Source organism: Rheinheimera oceanensis (genome assembly GCF_018831085.1).
Lineage (GTDB): Bacteria > Pseudomonadota > Gammaproteobacteria > Enterobacterales > Alteromonadaceae > Alishewanella > Alishewanella oceanensis.
On sequence record NZ_JAGPNM010000003.1, the window covers coordinates 35,031 to 57,130 of the forward strand.

23 protein-coding genes and 2 tRNA genes are annotated in these 22,100 nt (G+C 47.1%); 18 read left to right on the forward strand and 7 right to left on the reverse strand.

From position 1 onward, the window contains the following. The first annotated feature begins 3 nt into the window (after positions 1-3). From J3B89_RS08230 to J3B89_RS08270, 9 genes are all read left to right on the forward strand, one after another. A tRNA-Lys gene (locus tag J3B89_RS08230) sits at positions 4-79 on the forward strand. 71 nt (positions 80-150) lie between these two features. Beyond that, on the forward strand, positions 151-1,209 hold the full coding sequence (nadA, locus tag J3B89_RS08235; RefSeq protein WP_215397068.1) for a quinolinate synthase NadA: 1,059 nt from the start codon (positions 151-153) through the stop codon (positions 1,207-1,209). A 115-nt stretch (positions 1,210-1,324) separates the two neighbouring features. After that, positions 1,325-1,414 (forward strand) — tRNA-Ser (locus J3B89_RS08240). 323 nt (positions 1,415-1,737) lie between these two features. Further along, positions 1,738-3,309 carry a class I SAM-dependent DNA methyltransferase gene (locus J3B89_RS08245; RefSeq protein ID WP_215397069.1) on the forward strand — a complete coding sequence of 524 codons (1,572 nt, stop codon included), beginning with the start codon at positions 1,738-1,740 and terminating at the stop codon, positions 3,307-3,309. Beyond that, on the forward strand, positions 3,299-4,669 hold the full coding sequence (locus tag J3B89_RS08250; RefSeq protein ID WP_215397070.1) for a restriction endonuclease subunit S: 1,371 nt from the start codon (positions 3,299-3,301) through the stop codon (positions 4,667-4,669). The genes J3B89_RS08245 and J3B89_RS08250 overlap by 11 nt, the downstream gene beginning before the upstream one ends. Next, positions 4,669-6,969, forward strand: coding sequence for an AAA family ATPase (locus tag J3B89_RS08255; RefSeq protein WP_215397071.1), 2,301 nt, complete (start codon positions 4,669-4,671; stop codon positions 6,967-6,969). The genes J3B89_RS08250 and J3B89_RS08255 overlap by 1 nt, the downstream gene beginning before the upstream one ends. 88 nt (positions 6,970-7,057) lie before the next feature. Beyond that, positions 7,058-10,216: a type I restriction endonuclease subunit R gene (locus J3B89_RS08260; protein WP_215397072.1), complete on the forward strand. Its 3,159-nt coding sequence runs from the start codon at positions 7,058-7,060 to the stop codon at positions 10,214-10,216. Next, on the forward strand, positions 10,213-10,926 hold the full coding sequence (locus tag J3B89_RS08265; RefSeq protein ID WP_215397073.1) for a zeta toxin family protein: 714 nt from the start codon (positions 10,213-10,215) through the stop codon (positions 10,924-10,926). The genes J3B89_RS08260 and J3B89_RS08265 overlap by 4 nt, the downstream gene beginning before the upstream one ends. A 29-nt stretch (positions 10,927-10,955) precedes the next feature. Then, positions 10,956-11,126: a hypothetical protein gene (locus J3B89_RS08270; RefSeq protein ID WP_215397074.1), complete on the forward strand. Its 171-nt coding sequence runs from the start codon at positions 10,956-10,958 to the stop codon at positions 11,124-11,126. A gap of 314 nt (positions 11,127-11,440) precedes the next feature. On the opposite strand, the gene J3B89_RS08275 is transcribed toward J3B89_RS08270, so the two are convergent. Next, positions 11,441-12,136 carry a 2OG-Fe(II) oxygenase gene (locus tag J3B89_RS08275; protein WP_215397075.1) on the reverse strand — a complete coding sequence of 232 codons (696 nt, stop codon included), beginning with the start codon at positions 12,134-12,136 and terminating at the stop codon, positions 11,441-11,443. Positions 12,137-12,309: 173 nt separating this feature from the next. Between J3B89_RS08275 and bdpA the strand changes: the two genes are divergently transcribed. Beyond that, positions 12,310-13,803, forward strand: a complete 1,494-nt coding sequence (bdpA, locus tag J3B89_RS08280; protein ID WP_215397076.1) for a BAR domain-like protein A BdpA — start codon at positions 12,310-12,312, stop codon at positions 13,801-13,803. A gap of 90 nt (positions 13,804-13,893) precedes the next feature. After that, positions 13,894-14,085, forward strand: coding sequence for a hypothetical protein (locus J3B89_RS08285; protein WP_215397077.1), 192 nt, complete (start codon positions 13,894-13,896; stop codon positions 14,083-14,085). A gap of 9 nt (positions 14,086-14,094) precedes the next feature. On the opposite strand, the gene yjjX is transcribed toward J3B89_RS08285, so the two are convergent. Beyond that, entirely contained in the window at positions 14,095-14,613 is a 519-nt protein-coding gene (yjjX, locus tag J3B89_RS08290) for an inosine/xanthosine triphosphatase (RefSeq protein WP_215397078.1), read from the reverse strand. A 157-nt stretch (positions 14,614-14,770) separates the two neighbouring features. Here yjjX and J3B89_RS08295 point away from each other — a divergent pair, with 157 nt between their 5' ends. Next, positions 14,771-15,478: a DUF445 domain-containing protein gene (locus tag J3B89_RS08295; RefSeq protein WP_215397079.1), complete on the forward strand. Its 708-nt coding sequence runs from the start codon at positions 14,771-14,773 to the stop codon at positions 15,476-15,478. A gap of 69 nt (positions 15,479-15,547) precedes the next feature. Here the strand turns inward: J3B89_RS08295 and J3B89_RS08300 are convergent, their stop codons facing one another. Next, positions 15,548-16,750 (reverse strand): dipeptidase, encoded by a 1,203-nt coding sequence (locus J3B89_RS08300; RefSeq protein ID WP_215397080.1) that lies wholly within the window; start codon positions 16,748-16,750, stop codon positions 15,548-15,550. 250 nt (positions 16,751-17,000) lie between these two features. Here J3B89_RS08300 and J3B89_RS08305 point away from each other — a divergent pair, with 250 nt between their 5' ends. Together J3B89_RS08305 and J3B89_RS08310 are read left to right on the forward strand one after the other, a co-directional pair. Next, positions 17,001-17,198: a CsbD family protein gene (locus J3B89_RS08305; protein WP_092794992.1), complete on the forward strand. Its 198-nt coding sequence runs from the start codon at positions 17,001-17,003 to the stop codon at positions 17,196-17,198. Positions 17,199-17,291: 93 nt separating this feature from the next. Further along, on the forward strand, positions 17,292-17,675 hold the full coding sequence (locus J3B89_RS08310) for a cytochrome b562 (RefSeq protein ID WP_215397081.1): 384 nt from the start codon (positions 17,292-17,294) through the stop codon (positions 17,673-17,675). Between the two features lie 72 nt (positions 17,676-17,747). On the opposite strand, the gene J3B89_RS08315 is transcribed toward J3B89_RS08310, so the two are convergent. Beyond that, complete coding sequence (locus J3B89_RS08315) at positions 17,748-18,449, reverse strand: YebC/PmpR family DNA-binding transcriptional regulator (protein ID WP_215397082.1); 702 nt, start codon at positions 18,447-18,449, stop codon at positions 17,748-17,750. A gap of 135 nt (positions 18,450-18,584) precedes the next feature. After that, positions 18,585-19,169: an acyl carrier protein phosphodiesterase gene (locus J3B89_RS08320; RefSeq protein ID WP_433915365.1), complete on the reverse strand. Its 585-nt coding sequence runs from the start codon at positions 19,167-19,169 to the stop codon at positions 18,585-18,587. Positions 19,170-19,323: 154 nt separating this feature from the next. On the opposite strand from J3B89_RS08320, the gene J3B89_RS08325 reads away from it, so the two are divergent. The 3 genes from J3B89_RS08325 to J3B89_RS08335 are packed head-to-tail and all read left to right on the forward strand — an operon-like array spanning position 19,324 to position 20,486. Continuing rightward, on the forward strand, positions 19,324-19,662 hold the full coding sequence (locus tag J3B89_RS08325) for a hypothetical protein (protein WP_215397084.1): 339 nt from the start codon (positions 19,324-19,326) through the stop codon (positions 19,660-19,662). Positions 19,663-19,677: 15 nt separating this feature from the next. Then, positions 19,678-20,199, forward strand: a complete 522-nt coding sequence (locus tag J3B89_RS08330; RefSeq protein ID WP_215397085.1) for a hypothetical protein — start codon at positions 19,678-19,680, stop codon at positions 20,197-20,199. Then, on the forward strand, positions 20,196-20,486 hold the full coding sequence (locus tag J3B89_RS08335) for a hypothetical protein (protein WP_215397086.1): 291 nt from the start codon (positions 20,196-20,198) through the stop codon (positions 20,484-20,486). Before J3B89_RS08330 ends, J3B89_RS08335 begins: the two co-directional genes overlap by 4 nt. Here J3B89_RS08335 and J3B89_RS08340 read toward each other — a convergent pair. Together J3B89_RS08340 and J3B89_RS08345 are read right to left on the reverse strand one after the other, a co-directional pair. Continuing rightward, positions 20,483-20,821: an MGMT family protein gene (locus J3B89_RS08340; protein WP_215397087.1), complete on the reverse strand. Its 339-nt coding sequence runs from the start codon at positions 20,819-20,821 to the stop codon at positions 20,483-20,485. The genes J3B89_RS08335 and J3B89_RS08340 overlap by 4 nt on opposite strands. A 42-nt stretch (positions 20,822-20,863) precedes the next feature. After that, positions 20,864-21,277: a YccF domain-containing protein gene (locus tag J3B89_RS08345; protein ID WP_215397088.1), complete on the reverse strand. Its 414-nt coding sequence runs from the start codon at positions 21,275-21,277 to the stop codon at positions 20,864-20,866. A 160-nt stretch (positions 21,278-21,437) separates the two neighbouring features. On the opposite strand from J3B89_RS08345, the gene J3B89_RS08350 reads away from it, so the two are divergent. Continuing rightward, a complete protein-coding gene (locus J3B89_RS08350; RefSeq protein ID WP_215397089.1) occupies positions 21,438-22,049 on the forward strand; it encodes an HAD family hydrolase in 612 nt (203 codons plus the stop codon). Positions 22,050-22,100: the final 51 nt, after the last annotated feature.

The following is a 22,100-nucleotide window of genomic DNA, read 5'->3' on the forward strand; positions in this document are numbered from 1 at the left end:
CATGGGTCATTAGCTCAGCTGGTAGAGCAGCGGACTTTTAATCCGTTGGTCGATGGTTCGAATCCATCATGACCCACCATGCCGCCATACTGTATTTTCTTAATTCGCAGCGCTATAATAGCCGCCCTTTAAAGTCAGCAGGTAAGCCCTATGGAACAGACGTTGTATTTCACAGAGCAAGACTTTGCCTTTCCGAAAAAGCCACTGCCTCTGAGCGGTGACGAAAAGCAAGCCTATAAAGACCGTATCAAAACCCTGTTACAGCAAAAAGACGCTGTGTTGGTAGCACATTATTATACTGATCCGGAGATACAGGCGTTGGCTGAAGAAACCGGCGGCTGTGTGTCAGACTCTTTAGAAATGGCTCGTTTTGGTAATGAACATCCGGCGAAAACATTGATCGTTGCCGGGGTAAAGTTTATGGGCGAAACCGCCAAGATTCTTACCCCTAACAAAACGGTATTAATGCCCACGCTGGATGCTACCTGCTCGCTGGATTTAGGCTGCCCGGCAGAGCCGTTCTCAGCCTTTTGCGATGCGCATCCTGATCGTGTCGTAGTGGTATATGCCAATACCTCTGCTGCAGTAAAAGCCCGCGCCGACTGGGTGGTAACATCATCGATTGCATTGGATGTGGTGGATTATCTGGACAGCCAGGGTAAAAAAATCCTCTGGGGGCCGGATAAGCACCTGGGCGCCTGGGTACAAAAGCAAACCGGCGCTGATATGTTGCTGTGGAATGCCGCCTGTATCGTCCACGATGAATTTAAAGCCAAAGCGCTTATTGAGCTGAAAAAACAGTACCCTGATGCCGCAGTGCTGGTGCACCCGGAATCGCCTGACAGCGTAGTACAGTTAGCAGACGCTGTAGGTTCTACCAGCCAACTGATTAAAGCCAGCCAAACGCTGCCTAACGACACCTTTATTGTCGCCACTGATAAGGGCATCTTTTATAAGATGCAACAGCAGATGCCCGGCAAAACCTTTATTGAGGCGCCAACCGGCGGTAACGGCGCTACTTGCCGCAGCTGTGCCCATTGCCCCTGGATGGCAATGAACGGCTTAAAAGCGATTGAGGCGGCCCTGACCGACACTAACGGCCATGAGATCTTTGTTGATGCCGCGCAGCGTGAAAAAGCCCTGATACCGTTAAACCGTATGCTGGGCTTTGCTGCTGATTTGAGAAAGCAGGTAAAAGGCAACGCCTGATAGACTTTTGGCCGGATATGTATAAAAAGCAGGCATAAACAAAGTACTACTGCATATAACAGTTGCAGCGCGCGGTGAATTTCCCTAGTATAGCCGCGCTTGCAACGCAAGTTCCGGAGAGATGGCTGAGTGGCTGAAGGCGCACGCCTGGAAAGTGTGTTTAGGTTAACCCCTAACGAGGGTTCGAATCCCTCTCTCTCCGCCAGATAAATGACAAAGGCCCACGCCAAAAGCGTGGGCCTTTGTCATTTATGCGGCAGAGATCGAGGATTTGATGAGAACCCTTCGGTTCGACAAAACGGCAGGATAGCCGTTTTGCATGGCTCAGCCACCCGAAGGGCGAATGCCATGGATGGCATGAGTGAATCCCTCTTGCTAACATCCAAAAGCTGCCTGTATTACCCACTTCAACTAGCTCGATATTGCCAAATGCGTTAAATTAGCGCACATCACCTGTCAGGCTCTGTGCCAACTGCGTTACATAACATCAAAACGCGTGCGATGCGCGTTAAAAGGACACTCCGCTGTATGCTGCAAGACATCAAAAAAACACTCTGGGCTACCGCCGATAAGCTACGTGCAAACGTCGATGCGGCTGAGTACAAGCACTTAGTGCTGGGCTTAATTTTCTTAAAGTTTATTTCAGATTCCTTCGCCGGCCGGCGCAGCGAGCTGTTAAAACGTCTGCAAGATCCAAGCGATGAACTGTATTTTGCTGATGCCAGCGAGGACGCTCTGACTGCTGAGCTTGAAGATCGTGATTACTTTAAAATGGTGAATGTGTTCTGGGTGCCGGAGAGCGCGCGTTGGGAAGCACTGCGCGCTAACGCCAAGCAAACTGATATCGGCAAACGCATTGATGACGCGCTTGCCGCAATAGAGCTGGAAAACCCCACCTTAAAAAACATTTTAGATAAACGCTACGCCCGCGCGCCACTCCCTGACGGTAAGCTGGGCGAGTTGGTAGACCTTGTCTCTACCATCGGTTTTGGTGAAGACCAAAGCAAAGCACGCGATATTTTAGGCCAGGTGTACGAGTACTTTTTAGGCCAGTTTGCCAGTGCCGAGGGTAAAAAAGGCGGCCAGTTTTATACGCCGCAATCTATTGTTAATACCCTGGTGAACGTGCTGGACCCGCATCATGGCAAGGTGTATGACCCGTGCTGCGGCAGTGGCGGCATGTTTGTACAATCGGAAAAGTTTATTGAAGCACACGGCGGTAAGCTTGGCGATGTATCCATTTACGGCCAGGAGTCTAACCCGACGACCTGGCGCCTGGCGGCGATGAACCTGGCCATTCGTGGTATCGACTTTAACTTAGGCAAAGAGCCTGGCGACACCTTTACCAAAAACCAGCACCGCGATTTACGCGCCGACTACATCCTGGCTAATCCGCCGTTTAATATCAGCGACTGGTGGCATGGCAGCTTGGAAGGCGACCCGCGCTGGGTATATGGCGCACCACCACAGGGCAATGCTAACTACGCCTGGCTGCAACATATGTTGTATCACTTAAAACCCACCGGCCGCGCCGGCATAGTACTGGCTAATGGCTCTATGAGTTCCAGCCAGAACAGCGAAGGCGATATACGCCGCGCCATGGTCGATGCCGATGTAGTAGAGGTAATGGTAGCGCTACCGGGCCAACTATTCTTTAACACCCAAATACCGGCCTGTTTATGGTTTTTAGTTAAACAAAAACAGCAGCGTAAAGGTGAAGTGCTATTTATCGACGCGCGCAAACTGGGCAGGATGATCAGTCGTGTACAAAGCGAGCTGGACCAAAAAGCCATTAACCGCATCGCTAACACCGCCAAAGCCTGGCGCGGTGAGGATATGACTGGCATTGAAGGCTTTGAGCAAGGTTACATAGATATTCCGGGCTTTTGCCGCAGCGTGCCGCTTAGCGAAATTGCTGAACATGGCCATGTATTAACGCCAGGCCGCTATGTTGGTGCGGAAGCAGTAGAAGATTGCGATGAAGCCTTTGCCGATAAAATGACCATGCTAACCGAAAAACTCGGTGAGCAAATGGCCAAAGGCGCCGAGCTAGACCAGTTAATCCGCCAGAAGTTAGGAGGACTGGGATATGAGTTCTGAAGATGTGCTGATTTCTCCCTTACCATTTCCAGAGTCTTGGCGGTTAGCGAAACTAAAAGACTTAACACAGAAAATCGGGTCGGGTGCAACACCAAAAGGAGGGCAAGCAGCTTACCTTAAAGCACGTATCAGTTTTGCATTAGTACGTAGTCAAAACGTTTATGATCGTGAATTTTCTGAAACAGGTTTGGCGTTTATTTCTGATTTACAAGCTGAGGCTTTAAAGGGCGTATGGCTAGAAGAAGAAGACATTCTTTTGAATATTACAGGGGATGGAGTCACTTTTGGTAGAGCTTGTCTCGTACCTTCGAAGGTGCTTCCCGCATGTGTAAATCAGCACGTATCTATTATTCGACTTGATAAATCTGTTGCATCACCTGGATATATTGCGAGTTACCTTACCCACCCAACAATTAAAAGTTACATCGAGTCTTTCAATGCAGGTGGTTCACGACGTGCTATTACAAAGGCTCATATTGAATCTTTTGTGATACCACTACCACCGATTGAGATTCAGAATGAAATCGCGCAGGTATTGGGAGCATTTGACGAACGAATCGTCCTGCTGCGCGAAACCAACGCCATCTTAGAAGCCATCGCCCAAGCGCTGTTTAAATCCTGGTTTGTCGATTTTGACCCGGTGCACGCTAATGCTGGCGCGCAAGCCCCCAGCCTGCCAGCCGAGATCCAAGCGCTATTTCCCTCTCGCTTGGTGGAATCCCCGCAGGGGTTAATACCAGAGGGGTGGGAGGTTAAGAAATGTAGTGACATTATTGACGTTAGAGATGGTACGCATGCATCCCCCAAAACTTCTGAAACTGGTTACCCACTACTAACCTCAAAACATATTACCAGCGGCGAATTGCTTTTTGATGGCGCATATCTAATTAGTGAAGCTGATTACCTCGATATATCAAAACGAAGTAAGGTTGATCATCTTGATGTACTCATAACAATGATTGGAACTGTGGGGGCAACTGCCTTTGTACTTAACGAATCTACTGACTTCGCTATTAAGAATATTGGATTATTTAAAACATCTAAGCGCCCCGAATTTGCTAGCTACATTTACTTGTTGCTTAGTTCAAAAGAGATGAAACACTATCTCGAAGCTCGAATGGCAGGGACTACTCAAAAGTATCTGTCTTTAAAAGCGTTACGAGAAATTGCAATTATTGAACCCGCAAAACCAGTGACTCAAGCTTTCTCAGAGTTTGTTAAGCCAATCTTTGAAAAGATTCACCAGAATCGAACAAGTGTTCAAACACTTTCAACTGTGCGCGATACCTTACTTCCCCGCCTAATCTCTGGCCAGTTACGTTTGCCTGAGGCAGAAGCAGCTTTGGCGGAGGTTAGCTAATGCAAATTAAGCGTATTACAAGGATTGAGCGGTACCGAATTTTTAGAGACTTCACCTGGCCTGAAGCGTTACCAAATTTTGCGCGTTTTAACCTGATTTACGGTTGGAATGGTGTAGGTAAAACAACGCTTTCGGGATTGTTCTCGTATCTGCAGACCAAACAGATAATGCCCGAAGGACGTGTTGAATGGTTGATTGACCAAAGGATTGTTTCATCAACCAACATTGCTAATGAACAAACGCCTGCTGTGAGGGTATTTAATCGGGATACTGTCGCCAGATCGGTGTTTGAATCCAGCCAAGGTAGCTTGCCGCCGGTTTATTATCTTGGTGAGGATAGTGCTGAGAAGCAAGCGCAGATTGAACAGTTACAAGCTAAGGTAATTGAGTTAGAAAAGCAAAAAACAGAGCTGGCTGGGCGGCAGAGTGCTGCAGTTAAGCGTTTTGAATCGTTTTGTGCTGACCAAGCCAGGGCAATCAAAAACCTATTAACCGCTCAAGGCAGTGAGTTTAATACCTATAATGCGGCAAGGTTCAAGCAGAGTGCCTCGGGGTTATTTGTTGCACCTCATCCGCGTTTAAGCAGTACAGATGTAGATAAATTCACATCGATAAAGTCTGCGTCAGCAAAAGAGCCGATAGCCGTTCCATCAACAAATTACCCGGACTTTATTGATTTAAACCATCAGGTCGACCAGGTATTAGGCAAAACGGTTGTGGCTGCAACGCTTGCAGAGCTAACCGAGAATCCTGAATTATCTGTGTGGGTTCGCACGGGCTTACACCTGCACACTGGTGAGCAGCAAAAAGACACATGTGGTTTTTGTAATCAGATAATTGAACCGCAGCGGCTTCAGCAACTTGAAGCGCACTTTAATGATGCCTTTGAGCGCTTTCAGGTTGAAATTAGTGCTTTGCTTCACGAGGTAAAAGCTACCAAATCGTTTATTGAAAAATTGCCGCTTCCGGATAAACAGCTCTTGCACGAACATTTAATAGCCAACTATGACAGTGAATTCCAGAGCTTAAAACAGCAAACCTACATGGTATCAACTATGCTGGGCAATATTGTGAAAGCACTTGAAACAAAGGCTGCTAACCCATTTAAGAAACTCGAGCTTAGAGATTTTCTGGTCGGTGGTAATGGCGAACGCCAAGATACATCAAAGTTAAAAACCTTTTTTGAAATTGTCACCACTGCTGGCAGTGCATTCAGTGCGGCAGTTGGTAAAAATGCTTTTGAAAATATTCGGAGCTTAATCCAGCAGCATAACCAGCATTGTGAAAAGTTTGCTTTGGCCCAGCGACAAGCGAGACAAGCTTTAGAAATTGATGAAGTGAACAAAGCGTTTGAAAGCTTCAGTAAACAGCAAGACGAGATAGAGAGTTTAGAGTCACAAATGTTGGCTGTAACCATTGATATATCTGAAGCATCAAAAACGGTGAAACAACTCAATATAGAAATACGTCAGCACTCTGCTGCAGCTGATGAATTAACCAATGATTTGATTTCCTACCTTGGCCGCGAGGAGCTGAAATTTACAACCCATGCAGGTGGCTACAATATTACCCGAAATGGGCAACCAGCGTTGCACCTGAGTGAGGGGGAACGCACAGCCATATCGTTTATCTATTTTTTGAAATCACTGCAAGATAGTAGTTTTAACCTGCAACAAGGTGTCGTTGTAATCGATGACCCCATATCCAGCCTTGATGCGAACTCAATTTACAGTGCATTTGGTTTTATGAAAGCCCGTATTAAAGATGCCGGCCAGGTTTTTGTTCTTACTCATAATTTCACTTTTTTCAGACAGGTGACTAATTGGTTTAAGTACACGTCAGCAAACAAATATATGCTAAAAGCTGATGTTGGCAGTGATGGCCGGACGGCTTACTTAACAATACTTGATCCACTGCTAAGCAAATACGAATCTGAGTATCACTATCTTTTCAAAACAATCGTAGACGCAAGCAAATTGCCAGATGGTGCAGAATTAGCTGCCTATTACAGTACGGCAAACGTTGCGCGTAGATTACTCGAGACGGTATTGGCTTTTAAGTTACCAGACAAAGCTGGTGATTTTAATAAACAGCTAGAGGCAATAGTGAACTTTGATACCGGCAAGAAAGCTCGAATTATACGCTTTACTCATAGTTACTCACATCTACCAGGCATCAGTGAGCCTGAACATGATCTATCCATTTTGAGTGAGTCTAAGGCTATTCTTACCGATGTGCTGGCACTAATTCGAGCGGTTGATGAGGTGCATTATGAAAAAATGCTGGCAATGTGTAATTAATGAGGCTTTTAGCTAAAGACTTGATTTTAAACCTGCAACAAGGTATCAAACATAAGTTGCAGCAGGTTGGCTGATTTAGGGACGATGCATGACAGAAGACCAGTTAGAGCTGGAAGTGCTTGGGTGGTTAGCGGAAATTGGCTACACGCCCGTTAATGGCTATGACATTGCCCCCGATGGCCCTTTTGCTGAGCGTGCTGACTATGTGCAGCCGCTGCTGCTTGAACGGTTAAAAGCCGCTATTGCCCGGCTAAACCCGCATATTCCCCGGGTTGCCCGTGATGATGCTGTTACTCAGCTAAAAGAGCTGGGCATACCGGCGCTGTTATCTGCTAACCGGCGTTTTCATAACCTGTTGCTTGGCGGTGTGCCGGTGCAGTACCAGAAAGACGGTGAAACCCGTGGCGACTTTGTCCGGCTGATTGATTGGGAAAATAGCCCTGACAGCAACGAGTTTTTAGCCGTAAAGCAATTTACCCTTAAGGGCCCTAAACACAGCCGCCGGCCGGATATTATTCTTTTTATTAATGGCCTGCCGCTGGTAATGATAGAGCTGAAAAATTCAGCTGATGTAAATGCTGATATCTGGAAAGCATTCGACCAAATTCAAACCTACAAAGAGCAAATACCCGATGTATTTCAATACAACGAAATACTGGTGATAAGTGATGGCTCGGAAGCTCGTATGGGCTCGTTGTCGGCCAATGCCGAGCGTTTTATGCAGTGGCGTACTATTGATGGTGTAAACCTGGACCCGCTTGGGCAGTTTAACGAGCTGGAAACCATGCTGCGCGGTGTATTTGCGCCAGAGTACCTGCTGGATTATCTGCGCTTCTTTATACTGTTTGAAGACGATGGCACCCTGGTGAAAAAGATTGCCGGGTACCATCAGTTCCATGCCGTGCGCTCTGCTATTGGGCAGGTGGTAACAGCATCGCGTCAGGATGTGCAGGTCAACAGGAAGGGCAAGGGCGGTGTGGTATGGCACACTCAGGGCAGTGGTAAAAGCATTACCATGACCTGCTTTGCCGCACGGGTGATGCGCGAAGCAGCAATGGAAAACCCCACTATTGTAGTGATCACCGACCGTAATGACTTAGACGGCCAGCTGTTTGGCGTATTCTCGCTGGCGCAGGATTTACTGCGTGAGCAACCGGTGCAAGCCGATACGCGGCAAGATTTACGCGAAAAACTCGGCAACCGGCCCTCGGGCGGTATTATCTTTGCCACTATCCAAAAGTTTGCCCCCGGTGCTGATGAAGATAAATTCCCGGTGCTGTCTACCCGGCATAACATCGTAGTGATTGCTGATGAAGCGCACCGCACCCAGTATGGTTTTGAGGCCAAGCTGAAAGAAAAAACGCTACCGAACCTGGCTGCTGAACCAGGTGCTGCTTATCAAGTAAAGCAGAACGTATATCAGGTAGGCTATGCCCAGCATCTGCGCGATGCGCTGCCCAATGCTACCTTTGTCGCTTTTACCGGCACGCCGGTATCCAGTCAAGATCGCGATACCCGTGCGGTGTTTGGTGATTATATTCACATTTATGATATGCAACAGGCGAAAGAAGATGGCGCTACTGTGGCCATTTACTACGAATCGCGGCTGGCCAAATTAAGCCTGAAGCAAGATCAGTTGCCGCAGTTGGATGATGAAGTAGACGAGCTGGCCGAAGATGAAGAAGAAGGCCAACAAGATAAGCTGAAAAGCAAATGGGCGGCACTGGAGCGTATCGTCGGTGCGCAGCCGCGTATTAAGCAAGTGGCGCAAGACTTAGTAGCGCACTTTGATGAGCGCAACCATTTATTACCCGGGATGGCACAGCAGGGTAAAGCCATGGTAGTGGCCATGAGCCGCGAGATCTGTGTGCACTTATATAACGAGATTGTCTCGCTGCGGCCACATTGGCATGACGACGACCCGGAAAAGGGCGGCATTAAAGTGATTATGACCGGCTCGGCCAGCGATAAGGCGCTGCTACGGCCGCATATTTACCCTAAACAAGTAAAAAAGCGGCTGGAAAAGCGCTTTAAAGACCCGGCTGATCCGCTGCAATTGGTGATAGTACGGGATATGTGGTTAACCGGCTTTGACGCGCCTTGCGTTCATACGCTGTATGTTGATAAACCGATGAAAGGCCATAACCTGATGCAGGCCATCGCCCGGGTGAACCGGGTGTTTAAAGATAAGCAAGGCGGCCTGGTGGTGGACTACATTGGCATAGCGAATGAGCTTAAGTCTGCCCTGAAGGAATACACCGCCAGTAATGGCCGTGGTAAACCCACGGTAGATGCGGATGAAGCCTGGTCACTGCTGGAAGAAAAGCTCGATGTGCTGCGCAGCATGATGCATGGTTTTGACTATAGCGACTTTGCTATCAGCAGCCATAAGCTGATGGCCGGCGCGGCAAACCATATTTTAGGCATCAAAGACGGCAAAAAACGTTTTGCCGACACCGCCCTTGCCATGAGCAAAGCTTTTAGCCTATGTTGCACATTGGATGAAGCCAAAGTCGTGCGCGAGGAAGTGGCATTTTTGCAAGCGATTAAGGTGTTGCTGACCAAGCGCGACATTAGCGTTAAAAGGCGCAGTGACGAAGAAAAAGAGCACGCTATCCGGCAAATTATTGGCAATGCGATCGTCTCGGAGCAGGTGGTCGATATTTTTGATGCCGTGGGATTAGAAAAGCCAAATATTGGGCTGTTAGACGATGATTTTCTGGCAGAAGTGCGCAACCTGCCCGAACGTAATCTGGCGGTTGAGCTGTTAGAACGTTTACTGGAAGGCGAGATTAAAAGCCGCTTTGCCAGCAACGTGATCCAGCAAAAGAAATTTTCTGAGCTTCTAAGCAACGTAGTAAGCCGCTATCAGAACCGCAGCATAGAAACTGCTCAGGTAATGGAAGAGCTGGTTGAGATGGCGAAGAAATTCCGTGAAGCGGCCAGGCGTGGCGATGATTTGGGGCTGAATGATGATGAAATAAAGTTCTACGACGCCCTGGCCAACAACGAAGCCGCAGTGCTGCAGCTTGGCGATGAAACCCTGAAGAAAATCGCCCATGAGCTAACCGATAACCTGCGCAAAAACATCAGTATAGACTGGAGCAAGCGCGAAAGCGTGCGTGCCAGCCTGCGCCTGATGGTAAAGCGCATATTGCGCAAATACAAATACCCGCCAGATATGGCCGACGACGCTGTACAGCTAGTGTTGCAGCAAGCTGAGGCGCTTGGGGAAGAGTGGGTATGAGTTACTCCGCTTCAGAGCAGGCAATAGTTTACGTTGCCCTTGAATTCGTCAAAAGAAATAAGGAACGTATTGCTAAGCAATTAACTGATGCTTCTTTATACCCTCCAGCTGACCGACCAACCGCTGTCTTTATGGCTGGCGCACCCGGCGCAGGTAAAACCGAAGTTTCACAAGCTTTAGCTGCACAGTTTTATAATACATTACGAATAGATGCTGACGAGTACCGAAGCTTGTTGCCGGGCTACGATGGCAGTAACTCTCATCTGTTTCAGGGTGCCGTATCGCTGTTAGTTGAGCGTATTTTGGATAAGGTGTTCAAAAATAAGCAAAGCTTTATTCTTGATGGCACCTTTTCTAGCTTAAAAGTTGCCAGGAAAAACGTGGATCGAGCTTTGCGCCATGGCCACGTAGTTGAACTAATGTACGTATTTCAGAGTCCGATAGTGTCTTGGGGCTTTGTTGAGGCAAGAGAGCAGCAAGAGGGCCGGCGAATTTTGCTTGATACGTTTATCGAGCAATTTTTAGAATCTAAACAAGTAGTTGATAAAATTAAGCATGAATTTTCCGATGCTGTTAACGTCACGCTTTTAATGAAAGACCTTGACATAAACAGTACCGAGTATATTAATGTAGATAAGTGCATTGATGATCACCTTTCGTGGAATTATAATGCGCGCCAGTTAAAAGAAGACTTGTTAAGAACAGTCTGATAAAAGCAGAGTAACGGGAGAAATTTACTATGGCAGATGTAAGAACGGCGCCTAATGCAGGGTTCGCTTCTATTTCTGATTTTTTCCGCAATGCCACTCAGAGCCAGAAAAAAGAAGTGTTTTTATCTGTACTGCAGCAAGCTAATAAAGCACAGCGTGAAGTGATGGAGAAATCAGCTAAATATACCGTGAAACGTTAAGCTTTAAGGGTATGTTTGGGGTTTTAATATTTAAATGCATTCACAATCCTAATTGAAAACAAAAATTTAGAGTTTTCAATTGAGAGACTCTCTCCCGCCAGATTAAAATAAAACACCCGAGCTTTTGGCTCGGGTGTTTTTTTTATTTTAACGCGTCTACAAAGACTTAGAGCTAATTTAAATAGATGCTCATGGGCTATGCACATGTTGAGGCAGCACTTAAGGTTTATTACCACATATCTCCCTGAAAAGGGACGAGCCTGGGCATAGTTTCCAGGCGTGTGGCTTCAGTCACTGCGACAAAAATCAAAACATCATTCAGACCAATACCAACTGGTCACGTTATAACGATATTGCTGCGTATTTTCGCTTGTCAGTGCTTTTACCCAGTGCTCAGAGCCCTTTGATGCAGGGTTGAACAATACGCAGCGGTTATACAAGGGCGCTATACTGACGGGGTTGTCATCCGCTCCCAGAAAAACCAGTTCACCACCGTTATTGTGCTGCCAGTCTTTATTTAAATACAACAACATACATACTTCTCTACCGGGGGAGTCATCAGCGTGCAGATTAACAAAGTCAGCTGCACCTAAGCGAAAATAATTGCTGTTAATATCGGGGTTGGCCACATTGATATCGGTCAATTGCACTTTAAAGATACGCGATAACCACGACATAAATTCATCACTACGTAAAAATGCTAAAAACTGCGTGGCAAGATTGTCAGGTGCGCCTACAGCACTAAGAGCAGGGCGCTGCCATAGATCCCGTTGTACAAAACGTTGCTTCTTTCGGGTTTTCTGCCATTTTGCGTTATCGACATATAAAGCCGAGTAGGTGTGTTTCTGTGTTTGCCAACAACCCTCTTGTTGTAACACACTGACAACCTCATCGAGTTTGTTGCTATCAAATAAATTATCAATAACGACATGCTGCGGAGTAGAGTGCAACAGCGTTTTTCTATAGGTTCGTATTGCAGCATCGAGCTTTTGCTCTTCATTCAGCCACATTTAAACGGCTCTCTTGTTGGGTGCGGGTGGGGTGTCAGAAGTTTGATGATACAGTATTTTGCACCGTGTTAACTAACGCAGTATTGCAGCAGTACGGTATTCGGTTAAAATAGCTGCACTTCCAAAAGCCGCTATCCGGTGGCTTTATGCTTGCTTCCAGTTTCGGAGTTTCCATGCGTAATTTGATTGCGTTATTGCTTGCTGCCTGGCTACCCGGTGTGTCGGCACAGGCGGCTGTGGTTTTTAGTGATGGCTTTGAAAACAGCGATGCTGAGCGCTGGCGCCAACTGGGCGATTGCCGGGCCTTGCTTGGTGTACCGCGTTCCGGAGAGTTGTCACTGCGTTGTAAGCCGGGCAATAGCGTGCTATTTAGCAAAGATGCTATTAGTGAAATGGGGGTGCTGGAATTATGGGTACGGCCTGATTCGAATATCACTGCATATCGTATTCATGTGCTGGTGTCGGATATGCCATCACTCAATGCGCTGTGGCAGCCGGTTGCTTTGATAGAACATAGCGCTGGCGATGTCAGCTATAAAGCACACCGGGTATCTATTGATGAACCCGCCAAGCGTTACCTGCGGCTGGATATTGAAGCTGTAAATGGTGTTGTGGATGTTGACGATATACTGGTAGAGCGTATTTTACTGGCAACCGCTTTACAGAAGAATGAGCAGCGTATTGTTAGTGGTATTCTGGACAAATTACGTCAGGATCAAAATATTGCCTTGCAGGCTGAGTCTTTCCGTACTTTGGGCGTTAACTACGCTGCCCAACTGGATTTACAGCGCCAGTATCTGGAATATGCCAACGCGCTGCATTCAGGTATTGCGCTGGCGCTGGCAAGCTCTGAGCGTAACAAAATGTCTAATCCGATGGCTTATGCCAGTTTCCGCAGTATTGTCAATGATGCTAAACGTGTGACAACCCCGCTGCAGCAAGCCCGGCTAAACTCTATGCTAAAGCCGTTTGGCGATCTGGCGACCGCCACATTGAATGTAGTAAGTGCAGGGGCTTACTCGGCTTTTGCTGAGCCGTTTAAGTCTTTTCTGGCATCCAGTTTTGATAAATCGAACTATAGCGATGCAGGGTTGAGCCGCTCTGACCGTAAATTTGCCGAGCAAAACGGTCTGAAAATTTACCAGGATGCTGAGCGTTTTCTGGCTGAACTGGAAAAAGAGCTGCAACAGGTAGCCACGCTGGATGCTGAATTACTGGGTATTCAAAAGAGTATTGACAGCTTTCGGCGTAACTTAGACAAACAATTGCGCGACACTTTACAACATGCCAGCATGGCGCGCTCGCAGGAGACGATTAGCAGGGCACTTAGCAAAGATGAACTGGTGCGGCAGAAACTCATGGATGAAGTGGCGGGTAATATCACGCTAAAAGCAAAGAGTTATCTGGATGAAGGGAATAATACCGAACTCATCCGTTTTGTGCTGAAAACGGCTGAGCAACTGGATCATACCCAAAGCTATAAAGATCAGTTTAATCAGATCACGTCAGCCATGCTAACGCACTATGACCGGTTCGAACGCTCAGTCAGCAGTAATCAAAATCCGTTTACCGATGCCGCTGATAAACAAATCTGGGAAAATCATGCGCAAAAGGCGCGTAGTTATCTGCAGCAATCGAAAGAGTCATTTAATCGCGCGTATCTGTAGCAGATAAAGTCTATTGTTCAGCCTGCGCTCAGGCTAAGGCTTATATAGTTAGTGGGTACTCTGTTTTTATACCCACTACAGGAGTCAGCTATGAGTGCAGTTAAACAAAATTATGAGCAAGAGCCGCGTTTTTATTTTAGTCAGCAAAAAACGGTGGATTTAACTCAGCAAGAACGTCAGGCGCTGAGCTTAGTGTGGACTGACAGCAGTGACACGGTAGAAGTTAAAAGCAGCCGCCGTGAGACTGACACTGCACATTGTGCAGTATTAGGTTACAACTGAGTTTTACAGTTAAGGATTAAACAGCTGTGGCTGAATAAACGGGATCATTGCCAGGATAATCGCCTGCTGATACACACTTGAGCGCGTCAGCAGATGGTTGGTTAACATGGCAATGGCTCCACCTTGTTGTTTAATATTATGTTGCTCAAACATCAGGTCCATTACATCGCCCAGCTCTTTGCCCTGTTGCAATGCCATGAGTGCAGCAGGTGGAATGGGTAAACTGGCCGAGCGGGTTTTACTGATGCGCTCCTGGTGGGCAATGACAACCCAGGCAAAGCTGTAGTCGCCGTCTAAACCTGCTTCAATGGCAACATAATAGTCTGCTCCCGGCGAGGCAGCTGCAACTGCCTGCAGCCGGTTGAGCGCTCCTTGTAAGGTTTCCTCGCTGTTCATGGGTTGGGCCGGTACGCCAGACGCCGTACTTTGCCCGCTGCATTGCAGTGTTTTGCCGTTAAATACCTGTGTTAATGCATCCTGTACCGCACGGATTTTTGCCGGATTTGCCGAGGCCACAACTATTTTCATCTGTATTTTCTTATTTCATCTGTAGTTTCTAACTCTCACTTATACCTGCCAGCATAACCTGATTTTGCCCACGGCTAAAGCGGGCTCTTGCCCCGTTGCGCTTAGCTGATTAGAATCGGCGCCTCATAAGTTTATGTTTTATCAGCGGGAGGCGGGCATGAATAAAAATGTAGTTACTAATGGGGTTGCCGCAGCAATTACGCTGGCAGCTTGGTATTTACAGCAACCACTTTTACTCAGCATCGGTTTATTTGCGTTATCCGGTGCCCTGACAAACTGGCTGGCAGTGCATATGCTGTTTGAGAAAGTACCATTGTTGTATGGCTCTGGCGTCATTCCGGCCCGGTTTGAGCAGTTTAAAGCAGGAATTTACCAACTGGTGATGACACAGTTTTTTAGCCGCAACAATATCGAGCGCTTTTTGGCAGACCAACAGCAAAGCCATAGTAAAGCATTTGATTTTGAGCCAGTTATAGCGCAAACCGATTTGTCGCCAGCATTTGATTCATTGTTAAAAGTAGTAGAGCAGTCATCATTCGGCGGTATGCTGGGCATGTTTGGTGGTAGCGCTGCCTTATTACCGTTAAAGGAGCCATTTATCGGCAAGCTGAAAAGTGCGCTGGCAGAGATATCGCAAACTGATGAATTTAACCAACTGGTGCTGACACAACTGGACCAGCCGGAACAGTTAGAAAGTATGCGTGCTAAGGTAGACACTATAGTGCAGCAGCGCTTAAACGAGCTGACCCCTGACTTGGTAAAAGACATTATTCAGCAGATGATCCGCCAGCATTTAGGTTGGCTGGTGGTATGGGGAGGCGTATTTGGTGGTGTTATCGGCTTGCTGGCAGGCCTTATTCAGTGATGTACCTGCCATAAATGCCGGTTTAGGCGGGGCCGGTAAGGCGCGGCTTGTACCGCGCATTACCGGTGTTTATCCGGCTTGCTGTTGCGCGGCGTATTGTTCCACCTCGCGCCAGACGCGCAGAAAATTACCCGACAGAATTTTTCCGATATCGGCTTCGCTATAACCACGCTGCAGCAGGCCATGGATTAAATTCGGATAGCTGGCCACATCTTTTAGCCCTACCGGCAGCGAATCACCTACGCCGTCGTAGTCAGAGCCAATGCCGACATAATCAATACCTACCAGCTTTACCACATGATCAATATGGTCCAGTACGGTATCTAAGGTTGCAAACGGGTAAGGGTGCTTTTTGCGAAACTCCAGCTCAAAAGCGTCATCGTCGGCCACGCCGGCCTGTTTTGCAGCAGCTTTACGCAGAGCGCCGTACTGGTTAGCCATCATGGTAACAAAAGACGAACCAAAGTTAATTTGTACTACGCCGCCATTTTTCGCCAGTGCTTTAAGCATGTTGTCATCCATGTTGCGTTCAAACCCCGGGGTGTAACTGCGCAGCGACGAGTGTGAGGCAATAACCGGCACCTTGCTGATCTCAACGGCCTGATAAAAGGCGTCATCTGATACATGCGAAATATCAATCATCATGCCGATATTGTTCATCGCCACCACCAGCTCTTTACCAAACGGGCTTAAGCCATTCCAGCGGCGGCGTAAATCGTAGCTGGAGTCGGCAATGTGGTTGCTCTCAGAATGCGATAGCGTAATATAACGGATGCCGCGCTGATAAAAATGCTGCAGGTTTTCCAGCTTGCCATTTATCGGCGTGCCGTTTTCCATGCCCAACGCCAGTGATACTTTGCCACTGCCAAACTGTTCAAGTACATCGGTTGTGCTATATGCCATGGCGAATTTATCCGGCGCGCGGCCTGCCAGCGCTTCCATGCTGTCAATCAGCTGGTTTGCCAACTGATAACCGCCGCCACTACGCTCGTAAGACGCCGGAATGTAAATAGACATAAAGGGTGCATTCAAGCCGCCAGCTTGTGCTCGCGGGTAATCAAATTCACCGCGTTGCGTGGCTACAGTAACGTCTTCCCAGTCTTTATGCAGCCGGTAAGGTACGTCAATGTGGGTGTCGATGATAATGTACTGCTGTGCCAGTTGTTGTGCGGTGCTGGCTTGTAAAGCCGCGCCGTTATTGCCTGTTGCAGCACAGCCACTTAACAGAGTAGCGCCACAAAATAAGGCTAAAAGCGTGAGAGTTTGCTTCATTATTGTTATCTCTTATTGTGATCCAGGTTGCCGTAGCTATCTCAACAGGTTTAACCGGTAACGACAAGTGCTGTCAGACCAGTAGGATAATTTTCACGCCTGGTTCATGCAACAGCTACACTTAGCCCGACAGGCGGCAGCGAGACAAACATATTGTTGCGAGGCAGATTGCTTGTCAGGTGGCCGGGCTGTAACGCTGAGCAAACGGCACCGGCTTTAGCGCGTTACTTAGAAACAAAGGAGTAATCGCATGGGCTACAAATACTATGAAGGCAACTGGGGCGAAATGCGCGCCAGAGCAAAATTACAATGGGATAAGGTTAGCTATGATGAGTTGGAGCAAACCAAAGGTAACTTTGATGAGCTGGCCGATATTATTCAGGAGCGTTATGGACTGGACAGGGATGATGCCATGGCACAGGTAGAAGACTTCTTTAGTCGCTACTGAGCCTGTTACCATTTAAGCCGGGCGGTACTGTGATATGCTTGCCCGGCGCTTTTGCGCTACAATGGCCGCCGTGTTGTATTTTGAGGTGTTGTTATGCGCGTCTTTTATTTCAGCCTGTGCTGCTTGCTTTACTCTGTATCGGTGACAGCGTCGGTTGATCTTGAAAAAACCATGAAAAATATGGCTTTTCAGTATAAACAGGCATATGACGCACAAAGTGCCGGCCAGTTGTTACCGCTGCTGGATGAGTTGATCAGCCTGACACAGCAGTCAGCCCGTGCAGATTTTGAACCGGAAAAAGCAGAACAGTTTAAACATGGGTTACAGCTGGTGTTGACTGAGCTTCAGTTAGCCCGGCAAGCGGCTACAGAGGATGATATTTCCCAGGCAAAATTGCATTTGCAGAAGGTAGACGCCTTACGCAAAGAATATCATCAGCAGCGCAAAGTCAGTATCTGGCGTTTATTGTTTGGTTAAGCCTGTAGTAAAAACAACACAGCCACCCGGCAGGATGGCTGTGTTGGTGGCGCAGATAATGCAGAACGTAAATTAGCCGGCTAAGCCAACATAAACGTTTTGTACGTCATCATCAGCATCAATGGCATCTAAAAAGGCTTCTACTTCAGCGCGCTGCGCATCGTCTAAGGTTACCGGGTTATTAGCACGGTATACCAGTTTAGCGGTCAGTACATTAAAGCCAAACTCCGGCAGAGCTTTGGCTACCAGATCTAAATCGGTGGCTTCCGTTAAAAACACTACTTCGTTATCGTCACCGGTTTCAAAATCCTGTGCACCGGCTTCTATCGCTGCCAGTTCAGCATCGGCATCTGCATTGGCAGGTTCAGCTTCAATCTGGCCTAAATGCTTAAAATCCCAGGATATTGCACCGGAAGTAGCCAGTTGGCCTTTGCGGAATAACTGTCGGATACTCATGGCGCTACGGTTTTTATTATCAGTTAAACACTCAACAATAACCGGCACCTGATGCGGTGCAAAGCCTTCGTAAACAACAGTTTCATAGTTTGCCGGGCCATCAAGCAGGCCGGCACCCTTTTTGATTGCACGTTCCAGTGTATCTTTTGGCATCGATGCTTTTTTTGCGGCTTCAATGGCAGAACGTAATTTGGCGTTCATATCCGGATCGGCACCATTACGTGCAGCAACTGCAATCTCTTTTGCCAGTTTGGTAAAAATGCGGCCTTTGGCGTTGGCAGCATCCATTTTATGTTTGGCTTTCCATTGTGCGCCCATTATTGCGCTCCTGTATTCAAGGCTATCAAAACGAACAGGGCGCTAGTCTAGCCAATAGCAGGCTTTTAACGCAACTAATGCCGGGATAAATCTGCTGCAATAACGCCGGAGCCGGTTGCGGCAGGGCGTTACTGCTCAGGTTTCAAGCGACAGCTGCTTTATATGCCGCTGCAATTGTGGATAAAACCTTAAAAAGCCTTGTTCCAGCACCGCATATTGTGGCTGAATTTCATCAATTATGCCGGCGAATTGATGTGTAAACCTTATCCGGTTGGCAATACGGTCTAAAGCCTTAGCTAACTGCGGCAGTTGCTGGTAGCTACTGAGCCAGTCATGTGTGCGTACACTACGCATAGTGTTTGCCATAGCTACCGGCATCAGGGGTTCTGCTGCGGTTAAATCTGCGTATAGCTGCTGTTTGTAATCAGCAAAACTGGTGCTGTAAAACTGCTGCCAGTGTTTGATAAGAAAGTGATCAAATAATACATCCAGTGCTATCCCGGCAAACCGGCGGCGGCCGGGAGAGAATAATGCTTTTAGCTGCCTGACTTCGGGGTGCTGATCTGTATAGCTGTCTGTAGCCCGATGATTAAGTAAACCTGCCAGGATATCGGGGTGCAAAGTGTCCAATCGGATACCTTTACAAAAATCGCCAAGCAAGTTCCCGGTAAGTGAATAAAGGTTGGGTTTTGCTAATACAGCATGGGCAAGGTAATTCACTTTTATCCTTATATCAGCCAGACAACTAAGCAAGGTTACATCTTTGGCGTAAATATCACTTTTTTGTCAAATAAATGGCTGTAAATTTGCTGGAGTTATTTTGCTATGGACCTTAGTATGAGGCTGAGACAGAACTCAATACAAGAGGTAAAGCATGTCAGTAAATAATATCAGCAATAATAACACCGCCCAGTTGCAGTTATATACTCAGGAAAAAGCAGCCACCGCTGCGCTAAAACAACAAGAGGCTCAGGCTGCGGCGTCTCCTGCTGTAAGAACAACCGATTCAGTAAAAATTAGTGAGCAAGCAAGAGCATTGCTGGCGAAAGATTCAGTAACAACACTGGGTAATGGTGCAGGTATTGAGCCGCCGAAGACAACATCAGCAGTTCCAGGTAATGGTGCCGGTATTGAGCCACCCAAAACGGCAGTAATCGACAGCAGTTATTCTACTTTGGGCAACGGCGCCGGAATTGAACCGCCAAAACTTTAGCAGCAAGGGGCTTGCATGAGTTGGTCTTACATTGACAGTTTATTGTTTTCTCTGGATAAAGTGATTTTTGTCTCGTACTTCTTTGTTTTAGTTTTAGCAATGGCAGTTGAGCGGAAGGTTTCATCTTTTGTTATTACTTTAATTGTACTTACTGTTGCTAACGGTGCCATGACGTCTTTGTCTCCTATGTTATACCAATACGCGAGCCAGCCTGATTTAAGTGCAAAGTTTGCTTGGTATGCAAGCTTTGCTTTGATTGATATGTTAGCTGTTTTCTTGTTATTTAAGTTCCACAAGCTGCTTGCGCAAAACGTAGGCTTCATAGCTAAGCTGGTAGGTATGTTGTTTGTTGTATTTGCTACTTTGCAAACAGGCCGCTTTATTGACCGATTCGTGTTTAATACAGAGTTTCTTCAGTATATTTATCAGTATGCAATCCCTTTACTTAACATTGCTCTAGTGCCTGTTATTATCGCAGCTTGGTTATCTGAGCTTAAATTACAGCGACGAAACACGAGATATGAGGCGGTTTTATGACTGTAATTTACGCCGCCATAATAATTATTATTAACTTGTTGGCTTTATTTGCGTATCGAAAACTTGGGCTGCTGCGATCAATCAGTCAGATCCAGGCTGAGGTTGAGTTGGAAATGCATAGCCGGGCACATAAACTGCTGGTGCAACGTGATAAACTTGAAGTTGGTTTAGTTAAAGAAGCAGTAGATGAAGCGGATGAAAAATGGAAAGGCGATTTAGCTGAGTATATGGAAGAGTTTGAGCAGGAAGCCTTGCTGCGTTCAAAGAAACGGCTGAACCGGGTTTAGTACTGCAGGTTAAATAGTAATTCTGCCAGTTCGGGCTGCCATATATCTTTCTTGCTTACCCGGTTTTGTTTGATCAGTACCCCTTCTGCCAGCAAATGCTGGCGCTGCTCTTCAGCGGTTGCTGAGCCTTGCGGAAAAGCCAGGCTGCGATCACTGCGCAGTACTCTGTACCAGGGTACTGCGAGTTCGGCTGGGGCATATCCCAGTGCTTTACCTACCAACCTGGCGCGGCCGGGCAGGCCTGCCAGATCAGCTATCTGGCCATAGCTGGCTACTTTTCCGGCAGGAATTTGCTTTACCGTTTGCCAGATGCGCTGATAGTGCTGCTTTGCCATAAGTTATGCCTATTTGTTGTTACAGGTATCAGCGTTTTAACATCAGATGGCCTGGCGCGCTACCACCGTTTTACCAATAGGCGCCAGCGACAGCATTGCCAGCTTTAAATGCTGTAAGCCAAAAGGTATGCCGATAATACTTATAAAGCATACCAGCGCGTGACCAAGATGACCAATAGCCAGCCAGATACCAAAAAGCAAAAACCAGATAATATTGCCCAGCGTGCCCATGGCTCCGGTGCCGATATCGTCATAGCGGTTAATATAGCGCCGGTTTACGGCATCCTGACCAAAGGGCCAGAATGCCATTTCGCCAATAACAAAGCAGCTGCGGCCAAAGGGTATACCAATAATACTAATAAAACACAGTAAGCCTGCCAGCCACCATAATAGCCCCATGACAAAACCACCCAGTACAAACCACAGTATATTAAACAGTAATCTCAGAATACTCATTTTTTCTTCCTTATAATGTAATGATATGATAGTTCAGGCAGAAAGCATGCCAGATTTAATTTGTTTAAAAACAAATAGATAATTTTGTTTGCTACTGGTGAAAATACGAATTTCACTAACTTTTGACCAAAATGACTAATAAAGGATAAGGAGCTTTGGCTTGCAGTTACAGCATATAAAAGCAGTGGTGTTTGACCTTGACGGCACACTTGTCGACTCGGCATTAGATTTTGCCGCCATGTGTGACGATATCGGCTGGCCGCATGGTACACCTTTGCTGGAAACTCTGGCCGGGGTGACAGACTTAGCTGAACGCGACAGAATCGAGCAGATTATTTGTCAGCATGAATTACATGGTGCCAGACAAGCTTGCTGGATGCCTGGCGCTGAAGAGTGCTTACAGGCGCTGATAAAGGCTGATATACCGCTGGCACTGCTGACACGTAATATGCGTGCAGCAACACAATTAACGATAGAGCGGTTGCAGATCCCTATTCAACGCGTGTTAACAAGGGAAGATTGTGCGGCAAAACCGGATCCGGCCGGGTTACTGCAATTTGCTGCACAGCTGCAGCTGCCTGTACAACAAATGATTTATGTCGGCGATTATATTTTTGACATTCAAACTGCCGCTAATGCTGGTATGGCTTCTTGCTTGTATCTGAATCAGCACAACCAGCACTTTGCCACCCAGGCAGACTGGAGTTTTAATCACTTTAATCAGTTAAGCGCAGCACTGCTTCGCCAGCCCAACAGTAGTCCCGTTATGTGATTTTGCTTTCTGGTTAGTGATTAAGCTACGATGCTTCTATATTAATAAAAA